Raw genomic sequence first — 20925 nt, 5'->3', positions numbered from 1 at the left:
TCCGGGGCCGGGAGCGTGCGGGTCCATCCTCGCTCACCGGCGGCGAACGCCCGTACGCCCCCTTCCCTCCCAGTCCGACCAGTCGGTATGTTCACTCCGACGTGCACGACGAGGTGACGGAGGAATGCCGGCCATGGCGGAGCGACCCAGCAGCGCGGAGCGACCCCTCACGATCGAAGGCCACTGCGACGAGCGATTCTCGGCGGTCCGCGCCGCCTTCGAGGAGAACTTCACCGAACGGGGTGAGCTCGGCGCCGCCGTGACCGTCCTCGTCGGCGGTGAAACGGTCGTCGACCTGTGGGGCGGCTGGGCGGACGACGCCCGCACCGTACCGTGGCGGAGCGACACCGTGGTGAACGTGTGGTCCACGACCAAGGGACCGACTGCACTGTGCGCCCACGTCCTCGCCGACCGCGGGCTGCTCGACCTGGACGCGCCGGTCGCCGACTACTGGCCCGAGTTCGCGGCGGCGGGCAAGAAGGGCGTCCTCGTGCGCCATCTGCTCTCGCACCGGGCGGGCCTCGCCGGATTGCGTGAGCCGCACTCGCTCGAGCAGCTCTACGACTGGGAACTGACCTGTACCCGGCTGGCCGCGACGGAGCCCTGGTGGGAGCCCGGCACTCGCTCCGGCTACCACGCGCTCACCTACGGCCACCTCGTCGGGGAGGTGGTGCGCCGGGTCAGCGGGCTGCTGCCGGGGGAGTTCCTGCGGCAGGAGATCACCGGACCGCTGGGCATCGACTTCACCATCGGCCTGCCGGAGCGGGACTTCGGCCGGGCCGCCGAGCTGGTGCACCCGGTGGCCGCCGGGAGCAGTGAACAGGCGGCCGCATTCGCCCGGCTGGAGCCCGTCGCGGTCGCCGCCCTGGCCAACCCGCCCACCGGCGCCGGTGCGGCGAACTCCGCCGGATGGCGGGCCGCCGAGATACCCGCCGCCAACGGTCATGGCACCGCCCGTGCGGTCGCCGCGCTGTACGGCATCCTCGCCGGACAGGAGCAGTCCGACGGGCACCGGGTGCTGTCGCCGGAGGCGGCGGAACGGGTGCGCGAAGGCCAGGGCGGCTGCCGCGATCTGGTCCTCGCGGCCGGCTTCGCGCACGACACCGAGGCCGGCCTCGGCCTCTGGCTGAGCGGCAGGAACGGCTCGTACGGGCCCAACCCCCGGGCCTTCGGTCACGACGGCTTCGGCGGCTCCTGCGGACTCGCCGACCCCGAAGCCGGCATGGCCATGGGGTACGTGATGAACCGCATGGGCCCGCACATCGCGGACGACCCGCGCAAGATGGCCCTCGTCGAAGCCCTCTACGCCTCGCGGTAGCGCGCCGGGCACGGCCCTTCCGGATTCTTGCAACACGTTCTACTGTGTGCGCGCCGCCGCGCAAGGGGCGCACCGCGAGACGCCTGGAGGGGCCGTGCACCTTCAATACACGCCGCAGCAGGAACAGTTACGCGCAGAACTGCGCAGGTACTTCGTGGGGATCGTCCCCGACAACGCCTACGCCCGGTACGCCGAGCCGACCGCCAGGAAACGCTTCTACCGTCGCACGATCCGCCGGCTCGGCTCCGACGGCTGGCTCGGCGTCGGCTGGCCCGAACAGTACGGCGGCCGTGGTCTGAGCCCCATGGAGCAGTTCATCTTCTTCGACGAGGCGGCCCAGGCCGGAGTGCCGCTGCCGCTGATGGCACTCAACACCGTCGGCCCGACGATCATGCAGTTCGGTACGGACGAGCAGAAGGCGTACTTCCTGCCGAAGATCCTCTCCGGGGAAGTCGACTTCGCCATCGGCTACAGCGAACCGGACGCCGGCACCGACCTCGCCGCCCTCAGGACCCGTGCCGTGCGGGACGGGGACACGTACGTCGTCGACGGACAGAAGATCTGGACCACCAACGGCGACACCGCCGACTGGATCTGGCTCGCCGTCCGCACCGACCCCGAGGCCCCGCCCCACAAGGGCATCACCATGCTGCTCGTACCGACGTCCGACCCCGGCTATTCGTGCACCTTGATCAACACCCTCGCCTCGCACGACACCACCGCGAGTTATTACGACAACGTGCGCGTTCCCGTCGCCAACCGGGTGGGGGAGGAGAACAAGGGCTGGCGGCTGATCACCAATCAGCTCAACCACGAGCGGGTCACCCTCGCCGCCCACGGCACCATGGCGATCCGCGCACTGCGCGACGTCCAGCGCTGGGCCGCCGACACCAAGCTCACCGACGGCCGCCGTGTGATCGACCTCGGCTGGGTGCGTGGCCGTCTCGCCCGCACCCACACGCGGCTCGACGCCATGAAACTGCTCAACTGGCAGATGGTGAACGCCGTCCAGGACGGCACCCTCACCCCTCAGGACGCCTCCGCGGTCAAGGTCTACGGCTCGGAGGCCCGGCGCGACGCCTACGCCTGGCTGATGGAGATCGTCGGCGCGGCGGGCCCCCTCAAGGAAGGTTCGGCGGGCGCGGTCCTCGCCGGCGAACTGGAACGCGGCTACCGCTCGGCCGTGATCTTCACTTTCGGAGGCGGCAACAACGAGATCCAGCGCGAGATCATCGCGTGGATCGGACTGGGGATGCCCCGGGTCCGACGCTGACCGGCTGGGACGAGGACCGGTAGTGGGCGCCGAAGAGGGATCGTTGGCGTCAAGGTCACCAACCTTCCTCAAAGGTGACGGCGCATCACTTCGCTGTGCTCGATGGTGGCCGTGCCGCGGTCGGTCACCGTGCGACGGCCGGCGACGTCGCTCACCGGGGCCCTGCTGTCTCGCCTGCGAAGGGCCGAAGGCGCGTACACGTGGATGCCGTCGGCCGCGGTGCAGGCGGTGACGTAACCGATCCCGGTTCAGCGAGCCACGTACTCGAAGACGGCCGGGTCCAGGGTGCCGCGGCCCTCGGCGTCGTGGGCAAGCTCGAGGACGGTCTCGCTGTGTCAGGCGGATGGCCCGCGTTCACACCCGGAGGGGATGAGACGCCGCACCGATCAGCGCCAGCCAGTCGGTCAGCCCGGCCGGGTCGACCGTCCCGCACTGGAAGCCGACATGCCCGTCCGGACGGACCGCCACCAGACCGCGGCCCGGGCTGTTGGCCAGCCGCAGGACGGTGACGTAGGAGCCGGTCACCGCCTGCGGCGGCGGGGGAGCCGCGTCGCACTGCAACAGCAGGTGCACACCCGGGCCGGCCAGAAGCTGGTGGAGCCGCCGTGGAGCCCCTCCGAGGCTGACGGCCGCGTCCGGCAGGCGGTCGCCTGGGCGGGGTGCACCCCGCAGGCGCGGTGTTCCCTGCACCGACAAAGGGCTGTGCCGGTAGTTCACCCGCAGCTGGGAGATGAGACGGACGGCATCGGCGACCAGCCTGCGCCGGTCCAGCAGGGCGGGTACGACCGGGGCTGCTCGCGGGGCGGCCACTCCGCGCAGCCAAGAGGGGATCCGCCCGGTCGACGCCTCCGCCCAGAACGCCACATGCGTAAGGAGGATCCGGTGGTGGGCAGCCGGTCTGCGCTCCTGGTCGTAGGAGTCCAGCAGCACGTCATCATCGGGCTCGCCCTCGGCGTGGCCCGCCGCCAAGCCCAGTTTCCAGCCGAGGTTCACCGCATCCTGAATGCCGGCGTTCATGCCCTGGCCGGTGGCAGGCGAGTAGTTGTGGGCCGCGTCCCCCGCGAGGAAGAGCCGCCCCTGACGGAACCGCCGCGCGAGACCGCACCGCAGCGGGACCCGCGCGGACCAGGCCAGGCGCTCGATCCGCGCCGGCAATCCCGCGTCGCTCAGAAGCCGCTGGAGCTCGGCTTGCGGTACGGCGGCGCCGGGCTGACCGAAGTCCCGCCCGGGTTCGCCGGCGGCCGCCCGCGTGGCCAGCAGCCGCCAGGCGGCCTGCTCTCCGAGCGGGAAGAGGAACACCAGCCCATCACGCCCCGCGAACACTTGAGCACCGGAAGGACCGGCGCGACCCGCGGCACCCGCAAGGTCGAGGTCGGCGAGGATCACCTCCACGGCGTACGGTCTGCCGTGCCAGCCGATGCCGGCAAAGGCCCGCACGGTACTGGCGGGCCCGTCACAGCCGACGACGAAAGGACAGCTGATCTCTTCCGTGCCGCGCGGCGATCGCAGGACGGCCGACGCGTCGTGTCCGTCGTCGCGGGCAGCGATCAGCTCAGTGCCCCGTTCCACGCGCACCCCGCGGTCGGCGAGCGCCCGAGTCAGCACTTCTTCGACGTCCGTTTGCCGGATGAGGGACAGATGAGGGAACGCCGTCTCGGGCAGCGCGAAATCGGCCAGCCTAGCTTCGACGACGCGGGAGCCGAGACGGAGAACGGCCGCCGGGGCGGTGTCCGCGCGTTGCAGCACGGCGTCGGTGACTCCGAGGGGGCGCAGAACTTCCAGGGTGCGTGGATGCAGGATGAGGGCGCGGGAGGGCCGGAAGGGCTCGGGCCGACGCTCGACAACCCGGACCCGTGCCCCGTGGTCATGCGCCTCCAGTGCCAGGGTCAGGCCGGTCGGCCCCGCCCCGACGATCAGGACGTCCACCGTCATCATCGCGTTTCGGCTGTCGGACGCCACCAGTCCGAGGGATCGTCCCGCGCCGCACCCTCGACCGGACCGGGGTCCGCGAGGACATCGTCGCGGCGCAGTCCGGGCAGTACGGTGTAGGCAATGGAGCCGGGCACACTGACCAGGGCAAGTACCCGCCACAGAGAACGTGCGTAGTGCTCGGCGCGCTGCGGGTCGTCCCACTCGTACAAGCCGCGGTAACGGCCGTGCTCGTCATGGGGCAGCCACAACTTCGAGGCGAAGCCCGGGAAGCCCACGAACAGCGGGGTGTTCAACAGGCTCTCCGCCCGGAACAGTGCGTGTCCGGGACCGCGGACCAGGCGCAGCCGGAAGACGACCACCAGCGTGCACGGATCCTTCGCCAGGCCGCTGCCGAGGCGGGTCTCCCGGTAAACCCGGGCCGAGGTGCCGTCGGCGAGGCGGATACGCGTTCCCACCCGGTCAATCGACAGATGGACCAGGCGCCGGGCGAGGAACATCCAGGAGGCGAGGAAGCATACGGCGACAGCGCGCCATGCCTCCAGAGGGGCGAGCGGCCCTTGTTCGCTCACGGTGGCCTCCTCCCGAGGGGGACCGGCCTTACAACCACGATGAGGGAACGTGCCACGTCGCGCGAACCCACGAGCGGTTCGGTCGCGTCGGCGTCGCGCCGAGCCGCCGTCGACGGCTCGGCGCGGGCGGCTCGGACGGGATCGTGCCGCGCGCCGACTGCGGGGTGGAAGCGCGACTCATGGGAGTGCCCGGCGGCCACGAGGACCGTCACCCGGGCGGTCAGCGGGTGCCACCACTGGAGGAGCGCGACGGCCGCCGGGCCGACGGCGGTGGCGAAGGCCAGGACGGCACTGCGGGTGGCCTCCCGCCACAGGAGGTTCGGACGGCCCGAGCCGGATCCGGATCAGGGCGTCGAGGACGCGACGCTGCTCATTCTGGAATGGCTCATTGAGCAGAGTGGCGGGGGCCAAGATCCGCGGACACGGCCAGGTCGGTGCTGCGTTGTGCCGTGCCGGGTGGAGCGGGTGGCCGCGATGTCGGCGTCGGCGTGGGCGCGCAGGAGGAGTGCGACCCAGCTGCGGTAGGGCGTCCACCGCTCGGCGATCCGGGCCAGCGCCGGGACACCGGCCGCTCGGCCTTCGAGTGTGTAGGCGTGGGCCATGGCGGCGTGCAGGCGGGGTTCGTGGCGGGGGAAGTGGTCGGGGTGGCCGGCGCCGCGGATGAGGATGAGTTCGGCGGAGAACGGCCCGATGCCGGGCAATTCCTGCAGCGCGGCGAGGGCGTCCTGGGCCGGCAGCGCCCGCAGGCGGGCGGGGTCCAGTTCGCCGGCGATCGCGGCTTCGGCCACTGCGTGCAGCCGCCGGATCTTCTCCTGCGTCAGGCCGGGGAAGCTCGTGATCTCCCGTAGGACCGGCGGGGCGGGAAACGCGGACAGCTCTTGGCCGGCGACCGCGACTCGGTGGCCGTGCCGTTGGGCGAGCAGGCGCTTGACGGCGGCGGCGTGGCTCATACGGACCCGGTTGCCGATGACCGCCCATGCCGCTGCCTCATAGGGGGAGTTGAAACAGACCGGCCGTAGGCCGGGGAACTCGTCCACCAGTTCGGCGACCACCGGGTCGGTGGATCCGAGCGCGAGGAAGCGGGTGGCGTCCACGTCGAGAGAGAGGATCCGGGCCACGTCGGCAGCGGCCTCGCCGAAGCCGTCGCCGACCACGGGAGAGGCCGGTGTGGCGCCGTGGGCGCCGGTGGAGTGGAGCGTGACCTCGGCCCGCACCGCGCCGGCCGGCGCGGCCGTCGTCGTTTCGTCCTGCTGCACCGCGGCGGTGACGGTGAAGCAGCCGTCGGCCGAGGGAAAGGCCAGCCGGAGAGTGCGGTCCTGCCCGCTTCGGTACGGGGCCGGGGTGAAGCCCTTCAGGAAGCCGAGGCCGGCTGCGAGTGAGAACGGGCCGCGGGGAGTGAAGACGACGACGGCCATGGTCAGACTCCGTGGACGGTGAGCCGGTAGCCCTCGGGGCCGCTGAAGGTGAACGTGGGGCCGAAGGGGCTGTCCTGCAGGGCGGTGACGTCCGGGACCCCGGCGTCCAGCAGTTGCTCGTGCAGCTCTGCGGCGTTGGTGGTCCGCAGCCACAGCGCGACCCCCAGGCCCGGACGGGCCTCGCCGCCCGGGTCGATGCCCGGGAGCGGCTCGCGGACGGCGAACGGGATGGGGCTGCTGGCGAAGACCACCGCGCCGGGCGGCGAAGCCGGGGCACGGCGCATGCCGAGGTGCTCCTCGAAGAAGGCCGCTGCGGCCTGAACGTCCTTCACCTGCAGGGCTATGAAGTCGGGGCCGTCGACAGTGGCGGGCATGGTTCCTCCCGGAACGTTGATGTCAGGACTTTGACATAGCGACTGTAGGTTCCACCTCTCGCATATGTCAAAATGCTGACATGGAAGATCGTGCACCCGCTCCGCCGCCCCACCCGGCCGAGGACGTCACCGAGCACGTGGGATACCGCCTCAAACGCGCCTCCGCCGCCCTGCGCACGGCCATGGACAAGGCCCTGCGCGCACACGACCTCACCGTCCCGCAGTACTCCTGCCTCGAACTCCTCGACCAGCGGCCGGGCCTGTCCAACGCCGACCTGGCCCGCGGCACCTTCGTCACCCGCCAGTCCGCCAACGTCGTCCTGCGCGGCCTCAAAGAAGCCGGTTTCATCACCCGGCCCGCCACGACCGATCAAGGCCGTGCTCTGCCGGTCCACCTCACCCCGGCGGGACGGCAGCGCCTGCACACCGCCCGCGCCGCCGTCTATGCCATCGAGGAACGCATGATCAGCGCCATTCCGGGCAATCGCCTGACCGCTCTCCTCAAAGACCTCGACGCGATGGCCGAGGCCCTCGGCGAGTAAGCAACGCACTTCGGCGGGGCCGGCTCCAGGCGCGCCCGCGAGGAGTCCGGTGCCGCAGGCGGGCCCCGAAGCGGTGCCGTCCGAACGTGCCCCCTGCGTAAGCTGCACGGATGGCGCCGGTCAGCGGGCCTCGTGGTTGCGTCGGTTTCGGAGTCCGCGTGCCGAGGGCCGACATGGACGACGGGGTTGGCGTACTCCCGCACCCTTGTGACACAGAGGCGCTTCTCCGTGCTGGAGAGGATGTCGCGTTCGGCCTGCAAGAAGACCGCACGGGCGTGCGACACCCTCACCATCCCCGGCAGCGACCTGCGCATGCCGTCTGAACCGCACCACCGGGCACCAGGACCGCCGATCAGTTCGAGCTGCTGACCACCATTGGCGTCCAGAACCTGACCCGCCCCACACACCGGTAGCAGCGCGGCAGTCGAAGCAACGAGAAAGGACGAGCCACGGGATGCGCGGACGCCCGCAGGGCCGTCATGGCGTTCAGCGTGTTCGTCCGAGAGAACGCCGCGGAGCGTCACCAGGCGGCCCTGGCGGTCGCAGTCCTCGCAGCACTTCGGAGGAATCGTGTGGTGAGTGCCGGCGGGTGTCACGTTGGTTTCGGTCCCCCGGGTCCGTGGCGGGCCGCACGGCCCCCCAGGCCGCAGCAGGACATCAAGCTACCCCGCGGCCCCGCCGCCTGCGTGCCCCGAGCCAGTGGACAGCGTCGTACTTCCTCGGGCGGAGCGCGTACATGGCCGCAAGAACCCGCTGCCTGCCGACCGGGCTACTCACCACTGCTCACCGCGGCACTCGGCCGGTCGATGAGCTCAATGACCTCGTCGTTGGGCCCGTAAACGAACGCCGCCTGGAAGGTCATGGGATCATCGCCCGCGGTGGTGATGGTCACAGGGGCACCCATCGGACGGGCGCCCGCCGCGAGAGCCCGCTTGAACAGTGCGGTGACGTCGTCGGCACGGACGGCGAAGTGGACCACTGCGGCCACGCGGCCGCGGTCGGCATCACTGGGCCGGCCATTGGGATTCAGCGCCTGCGGCGACCCGCCCGGCGGGGTCGAGACGGCGTCGAACAGCTCGATGAGCCGGTCGTCGCCCGCGTCGAGGAAGACGGCGCGGTGCACGCCTCCCCCCGGCACACTCCACTCCCGGACGAAGCGGAACCCCAGGCCGCGGGTGTAGAAGTCCACCGAGGCGTCGAGGTCGTAGGCGCGGACGGCCATGTGGTCCAGTCCCCGGTTCAGGGCGTCGCTGGTCATGTGCGTTCCTTGTCAGGAGGCCCCGGTCGGCATCGGGGTGGAGTGGTGGGTGCGGCGCTCAGCGGGGCGCCGACGCCGTGGCGGAGTGCCGCTACGACCTTGCTCCGGGCGTTGTCCTCATTGAGCAGCCGGCCGAGGTCGGCGTGTCCTGGGTGGCACACCCGGCGGCGGGAGCCACCGGGTGTGTCGTTGTGCGTCACGGGGTGAGGGAGGTGAGGGTGCCTCCTTCGACCTTCAGTGCCGCGCCGGTGGTGGCCGAGGCCCGGTCGGAGCTGGTGAAGAGGATGAGGTCGGCGACCTCGGAAGGCCGAATCAGCCGCTGGATCAGGGACGTCGGGCGGAAGCGGGAGATGAACTCGCGCTGCGCGGCGTCGAAGGACTCCGCCTCGGGGATGAGGGCGGTGATGTATTCCTCGATGCCTTCGGTGTGAGTTGGGCCGGGCAGCACGGAGTTGACGGTGACGCCGGTGCCGGCCGCGGCCTTGGCCAGGCCGCTGGCCACCGCCAACAGGGCGGTCTTGGTCACGCCGTAGTGGACCATGTCCAGGGGGGTGTCGATGGCCGTCTCGCTGGAGACGAACACGATGCGGCCGAAGCCGCGCTCCATCATTCCGGGCATGTAGTGGCGAGCCAGCCGTACGCCGCTGAGGACATTGACCTCGAAGAAGCGACGCCACTCCTCGTCCTGGATCTCCAGGACCGGGGTGGAGGCGAAGATGCCGGTGTTGTTGACCAGGACGTCCACCTCGGGCACCGCTGCCAAGAGCGCCTGAGCGCCCTCGGCCGTGGACACGTCGGCGGCCACGGTCACGATGTCGGCGCCGGGCACACGCTCACGGATGCCGTCGGCCGCTGCCTCGAGGCGGGCCTCGTCGCGGCCGTTGAGGACGGTGCGGGCTCCGGCGCGAGCGAACGCCTCGGCGGTGCCCAGGCCGATGCCCAGCGTCGAACCGGTGATCAAAGCAGTTCGGCCGGTGAAGTCGATGTGCATGCTGTCTTCCCTCGATAGTCCGGCGACGGGCAGAGAATCCCGTCGAGCCGTCCGTCTGAGACGGAACGTTCTCACTGAGAATGAGACGGAACGTTCTCTCTTGTCAAGCCTTGCCAGTGAGAACGTTCTGTCTCATAATGAGGGCGGCCAGTACCGAACCTTCATCCCGAGGAGGTCCCCCGTGGCACGACGTTCGCCGGAGGAGACACGACGGCACATCCTGGAGGTCGCCGGTGAACTCTTCTACGGCCGGGGTGTCCGCGCGGTCGGCATGGATCTGGTGATCAGTACCGCCGGCGTGGCCAACGCCACGCTCTACCGCCAGTTCGCGACCAAGGACGAGCTGGTCACCGCCTACCTCGTCACACGCAACGAGCACTGGTGGAAGCGCCTGCGCGAATCCGCCACCGCGCTCGACGCCCGCGGGAGGATCAGGGCCCTCTTCGACCTCACCCGCGAGGACATGGCCGTCCCGGGCTACCGCGGCTGCGCCACCCTCAACATCACGAGCGAGTTCCCCGACACGGACCATCCGGCCCACGCTGCCGCTGTCGCGCACAAGACCGAAGTGCAGGCCTGGATGCGCGACCAGCTTCGCGAGGCCGGCGACCCGGATCCCGAGGACACGGCCGGCAAGCTCCTGGTCATCCTCGACGGCGCACAGGTCCTGGCGGCCGCGCTGGGGACCGACGCCCCCGGTGACCATATGATCCAGCTGGCCGAGCAACTCCTCGACGCGCGGCTGCCCACCACCCACTGAGCCTGCCGACCGGCACAGGCCCGTACGAGAGGCGGGACCCAGCCGGTTCGACCAGGGGCGGCAGCTCGAGGCAGTAGCCGGACGGGGGAGTTGCAGCCTCTGCCCGCTGGGAACAGCGGGACAGCCTCGATCGATGTCCACGCCTTACCGCGTCGCTGATCCTCCATGAGGGAAAGATCATCGTCCGGAAGACGGGAGCCGCACGCGCCCCGGCCCTGCACGCCTGGGTCGAACAGGCCGTGCACCGAGCGCCGTGCGAGGGCAGACGGCGCAGAAGCTCCTGGACGACGCGTATGCCGGCCGGCGCGTGGCCCTGCCTCCGTCTGAGGGGCAGGACCGTGGGCGCCTCCCAGGTGGGATGTGATCTCGTGCGCGGGTAAGCCGGCGGACCGGCCGCTGACGGCCACGCGCGGGCCGTGCGGGCGCCCCGCGTTGCTGAATCGCGGGGCGTCGGCGCAGGAGTGGTCAGGCGGGAGTGACGTTCTCGGCCTGGGGCCCCTTCGGTCCTTGGGTGACCTCGAATTGCACCTTCTGCCCCTCGGTGAGCTCGCGGAATCCGGTCGCGCTGATGGCCGAGTAGTGGACGAACACGTCCGGGCCGCCGCTGTCCTGGGCAATGAAGCCGAAGCCCTTCTCCGGGTTGAACCACTTCACCGTGCCGGTAGCCATCGTGCTGATCTCCTTCGTGCGGGGCGGGAGAAGGCCCGCGTCGGGCGTTGCCAAGCGATCGTCACGGTTGCCCGGTTTCCTGAGCGGCCGACACGCCAACACGTCTGAGTGAGGTGCATGTTTGCGATCCTGAGCAGAGCCTTCTGCCCGGCTCAGGATCGAGCCGGGCAGGGCAGGGCTTTCGGCTGTTCCGCAATCGCTTGAGCGGGTCTTCGCGGGCGGCCGACGTGCACGGTCAGGCCCGCTCCACCAGTGCCGTGGCGCGGAATCGCCACCCGCTACGAGAAGACCGCCACCATCCACCCGGCCGGATTCCACATCGCGGGCATCTTCCTCGGGTCCGCCCGATGATCCGAACGAAACGGCCTGGTCTAGCGGCCGGCCGCGGGCGGTGGTTGCCTGTAAATGACGGAAGGAGTCCTGGTGCAGACGTGGAGAAGCGGTCCGTGAACCGCGCACCGCGCAATCAGGATCCGCGAGAAGCGGATGGGACTCCTTCCGCCGCCTGCTGTGATCCGCACTGCCTCTACTCTGTGCCCCTGCCTCTGCGGGCGCTGCGCGATCCGACAGCCACACCTCGTGTGCCGGTCCCCTCACGGTCCCGAGGTCCGGCGGCGACGTTTCGTTCACACCGAAGGGTGCATCATGCAGAACACGGTCACCGTAGGCATAGACGGCTCCGCCGAGAGCAACGCGGCTGCCGACTGGGCGGCTCGTGAGGCGACACTTCGAGGACTGCCTCTGACCTTGCTCCAGGCGGGCTACGAACCGACTCCCCGCACGCACCTGCCCGAGGTCGACGTACCTGCCGAGCGCGTGAACCGAGCACTGGACTTCACAGCCAGGAGGCTCCTTGCCGACCACCCCGGTCTGAACGTCGTTCCCCATCGGACGGCCGACGCGCCGGTGACAGCCCTTGTGGCCGCGGCGGAGGCCTCCAGTTTGCTCGCCCTCGGATCGCGAGGGTTCACCAGCCTTGCGGGCTTCATGATCGGCTCCGTGGCCCTGGACGTCACCGCCCAGGCACGAGGCCCGGTTGTACTCGTCCGCGCCGGTGAGCGTTCGGAGGACGAACATACCCACGTCTCCACGATGGAGGCCGCCGCGGGGACGGCTTTCCGACCCGTGGTCCTGGGGATCGATCTCGAGCACCCGGGGGAGGAACTGCTGTCGTTCGCCTTCGAGGCAGCCAAGGCGAGGGCGACGTCACTGACGGCCGTACACGCGTGGAGGACGCGTGCTTCGCAGGCCTACAGTCGGGCACACGACCCCATGCCGACCGCCGAGGACGGCACCATGCGGAACGAGATGCGGCTGTCCCTGGCCGCGGTACTGCACCGGTGGCGCGAGGAGTATCCAGAGGTGCCGGTCACCGAGCGGCTCGCCGAGGAACGCGCCGCCCATTGCCTGCTCCTCGCCGCAGAGGACGCGAGCCTCCTCGTCGTCGGTCACCGCGCCTCGGCCGGTGAGCGCATCGGTCCTGTGACGCACGCGATGATCCACCATGTGTCCTGTCCTGTGGCTGTGGTGCCGCACGCCCTCTAGGGGGAGCAGCGCGTGCGTGGAGGCTTCGGTACTCGTCATCGGCCGACCCTCCTGGCAAGTGCCCGCCTCCGGAGTGCGCCGACGAAGGGACGAGGACCCTGGGGCCGTACGGGTATCAGTAGTGGCCCGACCGGCCCTGGGAACGGGCACGTACTGCGTGTGACGGTGAAAAGAGACCTTCTGACCCTTCGGTGAAAGGCGGTGGGGACGATGGAGTCGCCCCTGGTTGTAGGCGTGGACGGTTCCGAGTCCAGTTTCGTGGCGACCGATTGGGCAGCGGACGAGGCCCTTCGCCATGGTCTACCGCTACGCCTGGTGTACGCGTCCTTGTGGCAGCGTTACGAAGGCGCCGCCCTGGCGACCGACCTCCACCGTCGCGACGGGCAGGTGCTCGCCGACAACATCGTGGGAACCGCGGCAGAGCGCGTCAGGCGCCGTACGCCTGACGTCAAGGTCGTCACCGATGTCCTTCCTGAGGACACGGTGGGCGCCCTGCTGAGAGAAGGGCGGCATGCCTTCGCACTGGTCACCGGGTCACGAGGCCGTGGCAACATCGCAGGACTGCTGCTGGGCTCGGTCAGCCTCGCTGTGGCCGCCGGTGCCCACTGCCCTGTCATCGTGGTGCGAGGCGACAAGGCGGGACTGGCGGGCACGCACGATCGCATCACGCTCGGCGTCGGTGATGCCGACGTCGACTCGCCAGCGGTCCGGTTCGCCTTCCGGGAGGCGGAACTGAGGGGATGCACCCTGGACGTGGTCCGCGCCTGGCGCTGCCCGGCCCACGAGACGACGGACCACCCGCTCCTTGCCGGAGATCCCGATCGCTACCACGAGGACCGGGCCTCGGCCCTGCTCGACGAGGCACTCGAGGCGGCCGTGCAGGCACATCCGGACGTCCGCGTGAAGCGAGCCACGGTCGAGGGACCGGCGCGGAAAGTTCTGCTCGAGAGGTCGGCGACGGCCGACCTGCTGGTCGTCGGTGCACGTCGTCGGCACAGCCATTTCGGCATGCAAGTGGGAAGGGTGGGGCACACCGTCCTGCACCACGCGTCCTGTCCCGTCGCGGTGGTGCCGGGCTCGTGACACGTCGCCTGGATGGCAGGGCCGTACGGCGGGGCCGCTCGACCCTGTCGGGTGCCGTGGACGTGGCACAGGCTGACAGTGAAGGGATCTGCGTCCTTGCGCAGAGCCGATGCACTCCCGGAGGGAACGTGCCGTGAATCGCCGAACGCCGCACACCGTCAGCGACGTGATGACCTCGACCGTCGTCGCTGTGGAGTTGGACGCCACGTTCAAGGAGATCGTGACCGCCATGAAGCAGTGGCAGGTCACCGCGGTGCCCGTTCTGGAGAGCGAGCGGCGCGTCGTAGGAGTCGTGTCCGAGGCGGATCTCCTGACCAAGGAGGAGCTGCGCGACACCGAGCCCACGCTGATCGGCCAGAAGGAGCGCCTGGCGGACTACGCCAAGGCCGGGGCGGTCACCGCGCGGGATCTGATGTCGGCTCCCGCGATCACCGTTCCCGCCGACGCCGCGCTGCCCCGAGCGGCCCGCCTGATGGCACAGCACCAGGTGAAGCGTCTGCCGGTTGTCGACGAGCGGGGATTCCTGAAGGGCATCGTCAGCCGGTCCGACCTGCTCAAGGTCTTTCTCCGGGCGGACGAGGACCTCGCCGAAGAGGTGAAGCACGAGGTGGTCGACCGCTTCTTCCCGGTCTCGCGCGCAGGGATCCAGGTGGACGTCGACAGGGGATGCGTGACGATCACAGGCACCGTCCGGGACGCCTCGCTGATCCCGGTTGCGGAGCGCCTGATACGCGCGGTCGAAGGGGTTGTCGACGTACGCTGCGACCTCGTCGCGCCCACCGCGCTCGACGTTACCGAGCACCTGTGACCCGCCCGAGCGAGCCTCACCTGTCGCCCGCCGGGCGCACGATGACCACCGGGCACGCGGCGTGCTGAGCACAGCGCTGACTGACGGAGCCCAGCATGGCCCGACCGAAACCACCGCGGCCTCTGCTGCCGATCACAAGCAGCTCGGCTCCTTCGGAGGCACGCACCAGGACTTCGGAGGGGTCACCTCGGACCAGCATTTCCCGGACCTCTACCGGTTTGTCATCCTGGAAGACCGCCTGGATCTCCTCGGTGAAGCCGCTGCGGGCCTGCTCCAGATCGAAACCTGGTTCCGTCGCCGGTCCGGCCCAACCGGACTCCGACGGCGTCTCCCATGCGCAGACGGCCTCCACCACGCCGCTGACGAGTTCGGCCTGCCGGGCTGCCCATCGCAGGGCTTCCTGCGACGACGCGGAACCGTCGACCCCTACAACGATGCGGGGGGCTGCTTCACTGCGGTCCATAACGATCTCACCTCTCACCGGGCCCGTCCCCCGGTCCACGCTGCCCGCTTCGCATGCTTTACGCCAACCCGGACTGCTCTCTCCGGTCAGGGCGCACTTCCAGCGCCCGGCTGATGCCGGCCGCCCACGCATCGATTTCCGCCCGATCCCGGTGATCCCCGTAACGGCAGCCGAGCAGGCGGAACAGCAGGGCCCCCTTCCGGCTCAGGTGCCCGCGCCGGATCACACCGGAGAAGCGATGGTGCTCGCGGGGGTGGACGAGATCGACGAGCCGCGCGATGTGCGGCTGCTCGGCTCGCGCGGCAAGCGCACGCAAGGGTCGAGGCAGTGCGGCGGTCATGCCCACGCTGTACATCCACACAGGCCGGCTGGCCAGTTCCTCGGCGTATTTCCTGACGAAGTGCTCGGCCTCCGGCAGCCAGGCACCGTCGTGAACGGCGCTGCCGATCACTAGGGGGCCGACCGGCGGGAACCATGTCTCGCCGGGACACAGCGCGTGCACCTCAACTTCATGGCCACGTTCGCTCAGCCGGGTCCCGACCCGGTCGGCGATCTCCTTTGTCGAGTGATGTTCCGACGCGACGACGATCCGTACGGAAGCCATGGCACCTCCTCCGTGCCTCCAGTCTGCGCCTGCCATGGCGGCCCGCCCGGGTGTCGCCCCTCGAGGGACGGGTGGCGCATCGCGCGAAGAGCCCGTTCGGCCGCCCTCCAGGGCCGTTCCCCCTGGTGAGCGGGGCCCCCGGGTGTGAGAGTCGAAGTGAGAAACCAGCGGCCTCATCGATGTGGAGGAGGTCATCATGAATCGACTGACCGGCAAGACGGCTCTGGTGACCGGCGGTGCACGTGGCATCGGCGCAGCTGTCGTCCGCGCGTATGCGGATGAGGGCGCGCTTGTCATGATCACTGATGTGCTGGAAGAAGAGGGCGAGGCCCTCCGCATGGCGGTGGGAGAAGCAGCTCGATTCCGCAGCCTGGACGTGACGAGCGCCGCGGACTGGTCAGCTGCGGTGGCCGAGACCGAGCGTGCGTTCGGCCCGGTGTCGGTGCTCGTCAACAACGCGGGTGTGGTCGAGTTCGGCTCCATGGAAGCCACGGAACCGCAGATGTTCCGGCGCGTGATCGACATCAACCTCTACGGCCCCTGGCTCGGCATGCGCGCCACCGCAGCGTCGATGAGGCGGGCGGGCGGCGGTGCGGTTGTCAACGTGTCGTCCACAGCGGGCCTCATGGGCTACGCCGACCTCGGCGCGTACGTGGCCAGCAAGTGGGGTCTGCGAGGTCTGACGAAGACGGCCGCCTTGGAGTTGGCCGCATCCGGGATCCGTGTGTTCTCCATCCACCCAGGACCGATCGCGACGCCCATGACCGCGAGCGTTGATCCCGCGATCGTCGCCGACCAGCCGATTCCGCGCTTCGGCACACCGGAAGAGGTGGCCGCCATGGCGCTGTTCCTGGCGGCAGACGCGACGTACTCCACCGGGTCGGAGTTCGTGATCGACGGTGGCGCGACGACCGGAAGCATGATTCTGGCGGGTACCGGGGACTGACTGCGGGGCACATGCAGCCGCCCGGCGAGCAGGGCGGCACACCGGGTCCTACGTGATGTGCCCCGGCCATCGGACAAGCGGACGAGGCTCGGCTCCTGGAGGTACGGGCCAATGCCGACACGCCCGAGGACGTCGCCGGGGGCGCGCGGCCCCTTCAGGCCACATGGCCCATCCAGGCGGATGAGCCGGGGCTTGCGATGCGACGACACCGTTCCCTACCCATGAGGGGTTGCCCCTCAAATGCTCCATGAGCTCGGACGGCTGGAGTCCGTCGCGGCGGGCGTGTGCGTTGACGTCCGTGCGGATGGGAGCGGTGCAGACTGTCGGCATGGCCGAGAATGAAGCGCGGCTCAGCCCTCCCGAGTCGCTGCTGCAGTTGATCGACAATCTCGCGCGGTTTCATCGCGAGCATGAGGAGTACTACTCGCACGCGCCGCTGCGGCAGGCAGGTGAGCTGCAGGCGCGCTCCCGGGTGCTGAAAGCGCTGGCCGACCGGTGGAGCGTGGTAGGCGTGGGTGGGCAGGCGTCGGCGGTGGGGTTTGCCGGCACCGAGGACCTGAATGCCCCTGGGCTCGTCGCGGAGTCGGGAGTTCTCTTCATGGAAGGTGACGGCGAGCCGGCGGAACTGCAGCGGTTGAAGCGTGAGGTCCGGCTGGTGGCAGATGACGCCGAGCAGACGGGTCGCTGGCTGGCTCAGGCGATGGAGCAGGCCTGGGAGATCGCGGGCAGCTTGGCTGCCTACCCCGCTCTGGCCGACCTGCTCGGGGAGCGGCACCGGATCATCGCCAATGACTGGCAGTCGGCCGCACTGCAGTCTCTGATCGCGCGGATGTTGCGGCGCGTCCTTGACCTGCTGGCCAAGGTCGACTTCGCACCGGCGGCACTTCGGGCCGATCTGGGAGGCGAGCGGAGGGCCCCCGCCTACTTGTATTCGGCTTCCGAACTGCTGGACCGGGCGGCGGACCTGATGGCGGAGTCGGCAATGCTGGTGCATGACAACGAGCGGCGCTGGCGCATCTTCCGTGCTCGAGTTCGCGAGTTGCAATCCGCGTAGGCGCATGGCACGGTCCGCCGCGACAGAGGAGGAGTCCGGCGCCGAGGCCGCCGCCGGGAAGACGACCACGATCGCCGATGGTGGCTACCTCGGCACCGGGCTGGTCATCCCGGACCGCCCGACAGCGTCCCTCACGCCATGCTCGGCAGCGCCGCCTCCCTACGTCGTCCGTGCAGGCTGAACGAGACGTCGTCCGCGCAGGCTGAACGCGCCACACCGCATGTCAGCAGGCAGGCAGAACCGGACAGCCCTTAGCGTGTGGAGGACGGGACGCGTGCCGGAACGGCAACGCCGTCTTTCTCGCATCGTGCCCGCCGGCCTGACGTCGTCAAGACAGGAAGTGAGCCGTGATGTCCGACCGACAGCAGACCGGTCCGGCAGACCCAGGACACCGGGCCCGGGGCGACATCGGCAGGCGGGTGGCGGCGCGCCGCGAGCAATTGGGTCTCTCCCGAGAGGAGGTCGCCCGGCGAGCAGGTGCGGCGCCCGAGTACCTCGAATACGTGGAGACGCACCCCGCCACGCACGGCATCGGCTTCCTGCTCCGACTGGCCGACGCTCTCGAAACGAGCGTCGACGACCTCACCGGTGGCAAGACCGATCTTCCCCCCGGCGTAGGCCGGGCCGCCCTTCACCCGGAGCTGGTGGAGCTCGGCAGCGAGGAGTGCTGGGAACTGCTCGGCAGCAACGGCGTAGGGCGCGTCGCAGTGACCACAGAGTCGGGACCGGCGATCCTCCCGGTCAACTACCTCGCCCTCGGCGGAGAGGTCGCCTTCAGGACATCACCCGATGCCGCACCGGCGAAGGCCGCCGGTCACGAGGTCGCCTTCGAGGTGGACCGCATCGACGAGGCGTTCAGCCGGGGGTGGAGCGTCCTCGTCGTCGGCGCGGCACACGAGGCCACCGAACCCGAAGCCGTACGGAGGCTCGAGACGCACAGCCGCAGCGCACCGTGGGCCGGTGGTGCGCGTAACCTGTGGATCACCGTGACGCCCGGTCGGGTGACGGGGCGCCGGATCGTCGTGCGGGACCGGTGAAGCGCGGCCTGGTCGCCGTACAGCGTCAGGTGATGACCAGGACGTCGGACACGGGTCTGTGCGGGGTGGCGCGAGCCTTGGGGCCGTAACCGAAACGGATCCCCATCTGCGGGTATCCCGTACCGGATTCCGGGTTGCGCAGCGCCCAGCGCAGGTCCGGCCATTCCACAGCCTGCGAGTTGAGCGACGTGGCGAGGCCGTCCTGCGTCGCCTGCGGCAGCACACGCTCCATGGCCCGAGGCCCACCGTCGGGGTAGTGCGTCGGGGGAGAAGTGGTCGGAACGCACCACCACGACGACAGCCCGCTCATGACATGCGCTGGTCCGACACAGGAAGGGTCACGCTGTTCTTCCCGGGGCCGGATGCCCACTGTGGACACCTGTGACAGGAGGTGCATGGGTAGCGCCCGCACGTTCGGTGCGAGCGCCGCGCGTGCGCCTCCGTCCACTCTCTGTCAGTGCGCGATCCGTTCCTCACTGGCGCAGGTCGAAGCGGATGTCCACGACTCCCTCGACCGCGCGGACCGCTTTCGCCAGCAGCGGCACCAGAGCGCGGTCCCGCAGAAGGCCACCCAGGGTCACCACACCGTCCGCGACCTCCACGTCAAGCCCAGCCGTGGTCGGCAGATCCGGTAGGACGGAGTTACGGATCTCGGCCGCGATCTCCTCGTCGGACCGAAGGAAGACCTTCAAGAGGTCGCCTCTGCTGACGACGCCCTCCAGCAGACCGAGGTCGTTCACCACGGGCAACCGCTTCACATGCCGTCTCGCCATGATCCTTGCGGCTTCGGCGATGGTCGCGTCCGCGTGGACGGTGACAGCGGGGCTCGACATGAGTTCCTCCGCATACAGCGCGCCGGCTTTGGCGGTGTCTCCGAGCGGTCGGTCGCGAAGCACCTCGTCGTCGACGTGGTACTCCTCTTTGACCAGGAGGTCTGCCTCGGAAACCACGCCGATGACGCGTCCTTCGCCTGCCACCACGGGCAGCGCGCTGACTTTCCACTGGTCCATCAGCTCGACGATCTCCTTGTACGACGCCCGGCTCCCCACTGCCACAGCGGTGTGGGTCATGACGTCGCTCACAGTGTGTGGCGATGCGGACATGGCAACCTCCTTGAGTAGGTGCACCGGCGCTCACCAGCGCTGCGGCCGCTCCTCGACATCGGCTTCAGGTGAAACGGCGACTCCATCGCGGTTCGACCTGATCCCATTCGGCATCCCAGCCGGCCGCGCGGCGCCGTTCGTAGGCCCCTCGGGCGAGCACCGCGGCGAACGCTCCGGCGGTCACTGTCAGGGTTGCTCCGCCCAAGCCGGCGGTCAGTGCACCGACCCAGATGTCGCTGTCGTTCAATGGCGCTGCGGCGACTCTTCCCTCCCGGTCCAGCCAAATGTCCTTGCGCTCCCCACGGACGGTCCCGGGCGGCACCCGGATCGTTCCCTTGACCTCCTCACCGCCGGCGGCGGTCCACCGAGCCGGTACGGGAAGTGCGGCCGGGCGTGAAGTCTCATCGGCCCAGGACGAGGGTTCGGGAGCGTCTGCAAGGACTTCCGCCCGCACCGGTTGCAGGGTGGCTGCCTGCCCCGCGGCGACCGCCCGGTCGTGACCGTAGACGGACCAGCCCGCGATCGTTCCGACGCACGGTGCGCCGACCAGGACCACGGCGCCGACGGCCAGGAGGAACCGAGCTTCGAGAACATCCACCCGGCGGCGCATCGGATGCTCGCGCCATCGGCGGCTCCAGACTGCCGGGAGCATGGGGTCATGATCCTTCCGGGAGTGCCTTGATCTCGGCGGCCACGGTGCCGGCCCACTGCGCGATGCGGTTCAAGTCCCGGAAGTCGCCACCGCGGCCCTCGTCGAGGATCGCCTTGGCCATACGGCCCTTCGCTCCGGCCACGAGCCGTCCCCCGAACGTCACGTGGCCGAGCGCGTCGGTGCGCCGCTGTGCCCGGCGGGCACTTGCAACAGGAGGAATGTCCCGCTCCGACGCCGAGGGGTCGAGCGGGCCGCTGCTGAACAGCCAGACGGGACGTCGGCAGAGGGCTTGAGCGTGCTGCCGGGTGAAGCGCCGGGCGTCCCGGTGCCAGCGGCCCATGTAGAGAGCGCCGCCGATCACCACCGCGTCGTACGGAAGGACGTCCTCCACCTCGGACGGCGGCCGGACCTCCGCCTCCAACCCCTCGTCCCGCATGACGGTGGCGATGATGGCTGCGATCTCGGCGGTAGAACCGTTCTTCGTCCCATACGTGATCAGCACACTGCGAGGCACTGTCCCCACCGCCCT

The 20925-nt window shown here is 70.0% G+C and carries 24 protein-coding genes and 1 pseudogene; 12 read left to right on the top strand and 13 right to left on the bottom strand.

Translation table 11 applies throughout. The features are described 5' to 3' along the window. Positions 1–133 precede the first annotated feature (133 nt). Together MDN94_RS34100 and MDN94_RS34095 are read left to right on the top strand one after the other, a co-directional pair. Positions 134–1318, top strand: a complete 1185-nt coding sequence (locus MDN94_RS34100; RefSeq protein ID WP_482729682.1) for a serine hydrolase domain-containing protein — start codon at positions 134–136, stop codon at positions 1316–1318. Positions 1319–1412: 94 nt separating this feature from the next. Continuing rightward, the gene (locus tag MDN94_RS34095; protein WP_482729681.1) at positions 1413–2591 is read left to right on the top strand and encodes an acyl-CoA dehydrogenase family protein; all 1179 of its coding nucleotides are present in this window, start codon (positions 1413–1415) and stop codon (positions 2589–2591) included. 354 nt (positions 2592–2945) lie between these two features. On the opposite strand, the gene MDN94_RS34090 is transcribed toward MDN94_RS34095, so the two are convergent. The 4 genes from MDN94_RS34090 to MDN94_RS34075 form a co-directional block, all read right to left on the bottom strand. After that, on the bottom strand, positions 2946–4550 hold the full coding sequence (locus MDN94_RS34090; RefSeq protein ID WP_482729680.1) for an FAD-dependent monooxygenase: 1605 nt from the start codon (positions 4548–4550) through the stop codon (positions 2946–2948). After that, positions 4523–5092, bottom strand: a complete 570-nt coding sequence (locus MDN94_RS34085) for a hypothetical protein (RefSeq protein ID WP_482729679.1) — start codon at positions 5090–5092, stop codon at positions 4523–4525. The genes MDN94_RS34090 and MDN94_RS34085 overlap by 28 nt, the downstream gene beginning before the upstream one ends. Before the next feature lie 344 nt (positions 5093–5436). Continuing rightward, positions 5437–6507 carry a DNA-3-methyladenine glycosylase family protein gene (locus MDN94_RS34080; protein ID WP_482729678.1) on the bottom strand — a complete coding sequence of 357 codons (1071 nt, stop codon included), beginning with the start codon at positions 6505–6507 and terminating at the stop codon, positions 5437–5439. 2 nt (positions 6508–6509) lie between these two features. Continuing rightward, the gene (locus tag MDN94_RS34075; RefSeq protein WP_482729677.1) at positions 6510–6881 is read right to left on the bottom strand and encodes a VOC family protein; all 372 of its coding nucleotides are present in this window, start codon (positions 6879–6881) and stop codon (positions 6510–6512) included. Between the two features lie 80 nt (positions 6882–6961). Between MDN94_RS34075 and MDN94_RS34070 the strand changes: the two genes are divergently transcribed. Then, positions 6962–7423 carry a MarR family winged helix-turn-helix transcriptional regulator gene (locus MDN94_RS34070; protein ID WP_482729676.1) on the top strand — a complete coding sequence of 154 codons (462 nt, stop codon included), beginning with the start codon at positions 6962–6964 and terminating at the stop codon, positions 7421–7423. 769 nt (positions 7424–8192) lie between these two features. Here the strand turns inward: MDN94_RS34070 and MDN94_RS34065 are convergent. Continuing rightward, positions 8193–8681 (bottom strand): VOC family protein, encoded by a 489-nt coding sequence (locus MDN94_RS34065; protein ID WP_482729675.1) that lies wholly within the window; start codon positions 8679–8681, stop codon positions 8193–8195. A gap of 196 nt (positions 8682–8877) precedes the next feature. Further along, positions 8878–9672, bottom strand: a complete 795-nt coding sequence (locus tag MDN94_RS34060) for an SDR family NAD(P)-dependent oxidoreductase (RefSeq protein WP_482729674.1) — start codon at positions 9670–9672, stop codon at positions 8878–8880. A gap of 181 nt (positions 9673–9853) precedes the next feature. On the opposite strand from MDN94_RS34060, the gene MDN94_RS34055 reads away from it, so the two are divergent. Then, complete coding sequence (locus MDN94_RS34055; RefSeq protein WP_482729673.1) at positions 9854–10432, top strand: TetR/AcrR family transcriptional regulator; 579 nt, start codon at positions 9854–9856, stop codon at positions 10430–10432. 465 nt (positions 10433–10897) lie between these two features. Here the strand turns inward: MDN94_RS34055 and MDN94_RS34050 are convergent, their stop codons facing one another. Continuing rightward, positions 10898–11101 (bottom strand): cold-shock protein, encoded by a 204-nt coding sequence (locus MDN94_RS34050; RefSeq protein WP_482729672.1) that lies wholly within the window; start codon positions 11099–11101, stop codon positions 10898–10900. Positions 11102–11746: 645 nt separating this feature from the next. On the opposite strand from MDN94_RS34050, the gene MDN94_RS34045 reads away from it, so the two are divergent. The 3 genes from MDN94_RS34045 to MDN94_RS34035 all read left to right on the top strand — a co-directional run bounded on the left by MDN94_RS34045 (position 11747) and on the right by MDN94_RS34035 (position 14537). Continuing rightward, positions 11747–12646: a universal stress protein gene (locus tag MDN94_RS34045; RefSeq protein WP_482729671.1), complete on the top strand. Its 900-nt coding sequence runs from the start codon at positions 11747–11749 to the stop codon at positions 12644–12646. Between the two features lie 210 nt (positions 12647–12856). Continuing rightward, a complete protein-coding gene (locus tag MDN94_RS34040; protein ID WP_482729670.1) occupies positions 12857–13729 on the top strand; it encodes a universal stress protein in 873 nt (290 codons plus the stop codon). Positions 13730–13862: 133 nt separating this feature from the next. After that, positions 13863–14537 carry a CBS domain-containing protein gene (locus MDN94_RS34035; protein WP_482729669.1) on the top strand — a complete coding sequence of 225 codons (675 nt, stop codon included), beginning with the start codon at positions 13863–13865 and terminating at the stop codon, positions 14535–14537. A 16-nt stretch (positions 14538–14553) separates the two neighbouring features. Here the strand turns inward: MDN94_RS34035 and MDN94_RS34030 are convergent, their stop codons facing one another. Beyond that, on the bottom strand, positions 14554–15000 hold the full coding sequence (locus MDN94_RS34030) for a universal stress protein (RefSeq protein WP_482729668.1): 447 nt from the start codon (positions 14998–15000) through the stop codon (positions 14554–14556). Positions 15001–15058: 58 nt separating this feature from the next. Next, entirely contained in the window at positions 15059–15604 is a 546-nt protein-coding gene (locus MDN94_RS34025) for a flavodoxin domain-containing protein (RefSeq protein WP_482729667.1), read from the bottom strand. A 196-nt stretch (positions 15605–15800) separates the two neighbouring features. Between MDN94_RS34025 and MDN94_RS34020 the strand changes: the two genes are divergently transcribed. The 4 genes and pseudogenes from MDN94_RS34020 (at position 15801) to MDN94_RS34005 (ending at position 18641) form a co-directional block, all read left to right on the top strand. Next, positions 15801–16550 (top strand): SDR family oxidoreductase, encoded by a 750-nt coding sequence (locus tag MDN94_RS34020; protein WP_482729666.1) that lies wholly within the window; start codon positions 15801–15803, stop codon positions 16548–16550. Positions 16551–16878: 328 nt separating this feature from the next. Continuing rightward, entirely contained in the window at positions 16879–17604 is a 726-nt protein-coding gene (locus MDN94_RS34015) for a hypothetical protein (RefSeq protein ID WP_482729665.1), read from the top strand. Between the two features lie 28 nt (positions 17605–17632). Beyond that, positions 17633–17722 (top strand): annotated as a pseudogene (locus tag MDN94_RS34010) (IS5/IS1182 family transposase); the annotation flags it as partial. A 232-nt stretch (positions 17723–17954) separates the two neighbouring features. Further along, entirely contained in the window at positions 17955–18641 is a 687-nt protein-coding gene (locus MDN94_RS34005; RefSeq protein ID WP_482729664.1) for a helix-turn-helix domain-containing protein, read from the top strand. Between the two features lie 25 nt (positions 18642–18666). Here the strand turns inward: MDN94_RS34005 and MDN94_RS34000 are convergent, their stop codons facing one another. Beyond that, positions 18667–18873 (bottom strand): hypothetical protein, encoded by a 207-nt coding sequence (locus MDN94_RS34000; protein WP_482729663.1) that lies wholly within the window; start codon positions 18871–18873, stop codon positions 18667–18669. A gap of 24 nt (positions 18874–18897) precedes the next feature. Between MDN94_RS34000 and MDN94_RS33995 the strand changes: the two genes are divergently transcribed. After that, positions 18898–19026 carry a DUF1918 domain-containing protein gene (locus MDN94_RS33995; protein ID WP_482729662.1) on the top strand — a complete coding sequence of 43 codons (129 nt, stop codon included), beginning with the start codon at positions 18898–18900 and terminating at the stop codon, positions 19024–19026. Between the two features lie 88 nt (positions 19027–19114). Here the strand turns inward: MDN94_RS33995 and MDN94_RS33990 are convergent, their stop codons facing one another. The 3 genes from MDN94_RS33990 to MDN94_RS33980 all read right to left on the bottom strand — a co-directional run bounded on the left by MDN94_RS33990 (position 19115) and on the right by MDN94_RS33980 (position 20898). Then, on the bottom strand, positions 19115–19744 hold the full coding sequence (locus MDN94_RS33990) for a CBS domain-containing protein (RefSeq protein ID WP_482729661.1): 630 nt from the start codon (positions 19742–19744) through the stop codon (positions 19115–19117). 64 nt (positions 19745–19808) lie between these two features. Next, on the bottom strand, positions 19809–20396 hold the full coding sequence (locus tag MDN94_RS33985; RefSeq protein ID WP_482729660.1) for an Rv1733c family protein: 588 nt from the start codon (positions 20394–20396) through the stop codon (positions 19809–19811). Positions 20397–20400: 4 nt separating this feature from the next. Beyond that, positions 20401–20898, bottom strand: coding sequence for a flavodoxin domain-containing protein (locus MDN94_RS33980; RefSeq protein WP_482729659.1), 498 nt, complete (start codon positions 20896–20898; stop codon positions 20401–20403). Positions 20899–20925 lie beyond the last annotated feature (27 nt).

It is taken from the genome of Streptomyces sp. WAC00040 (genome assembly GCF_056835925.1).
This window is presented reverse-complemented; position numbering and strand designations above follow the sequence as displayed.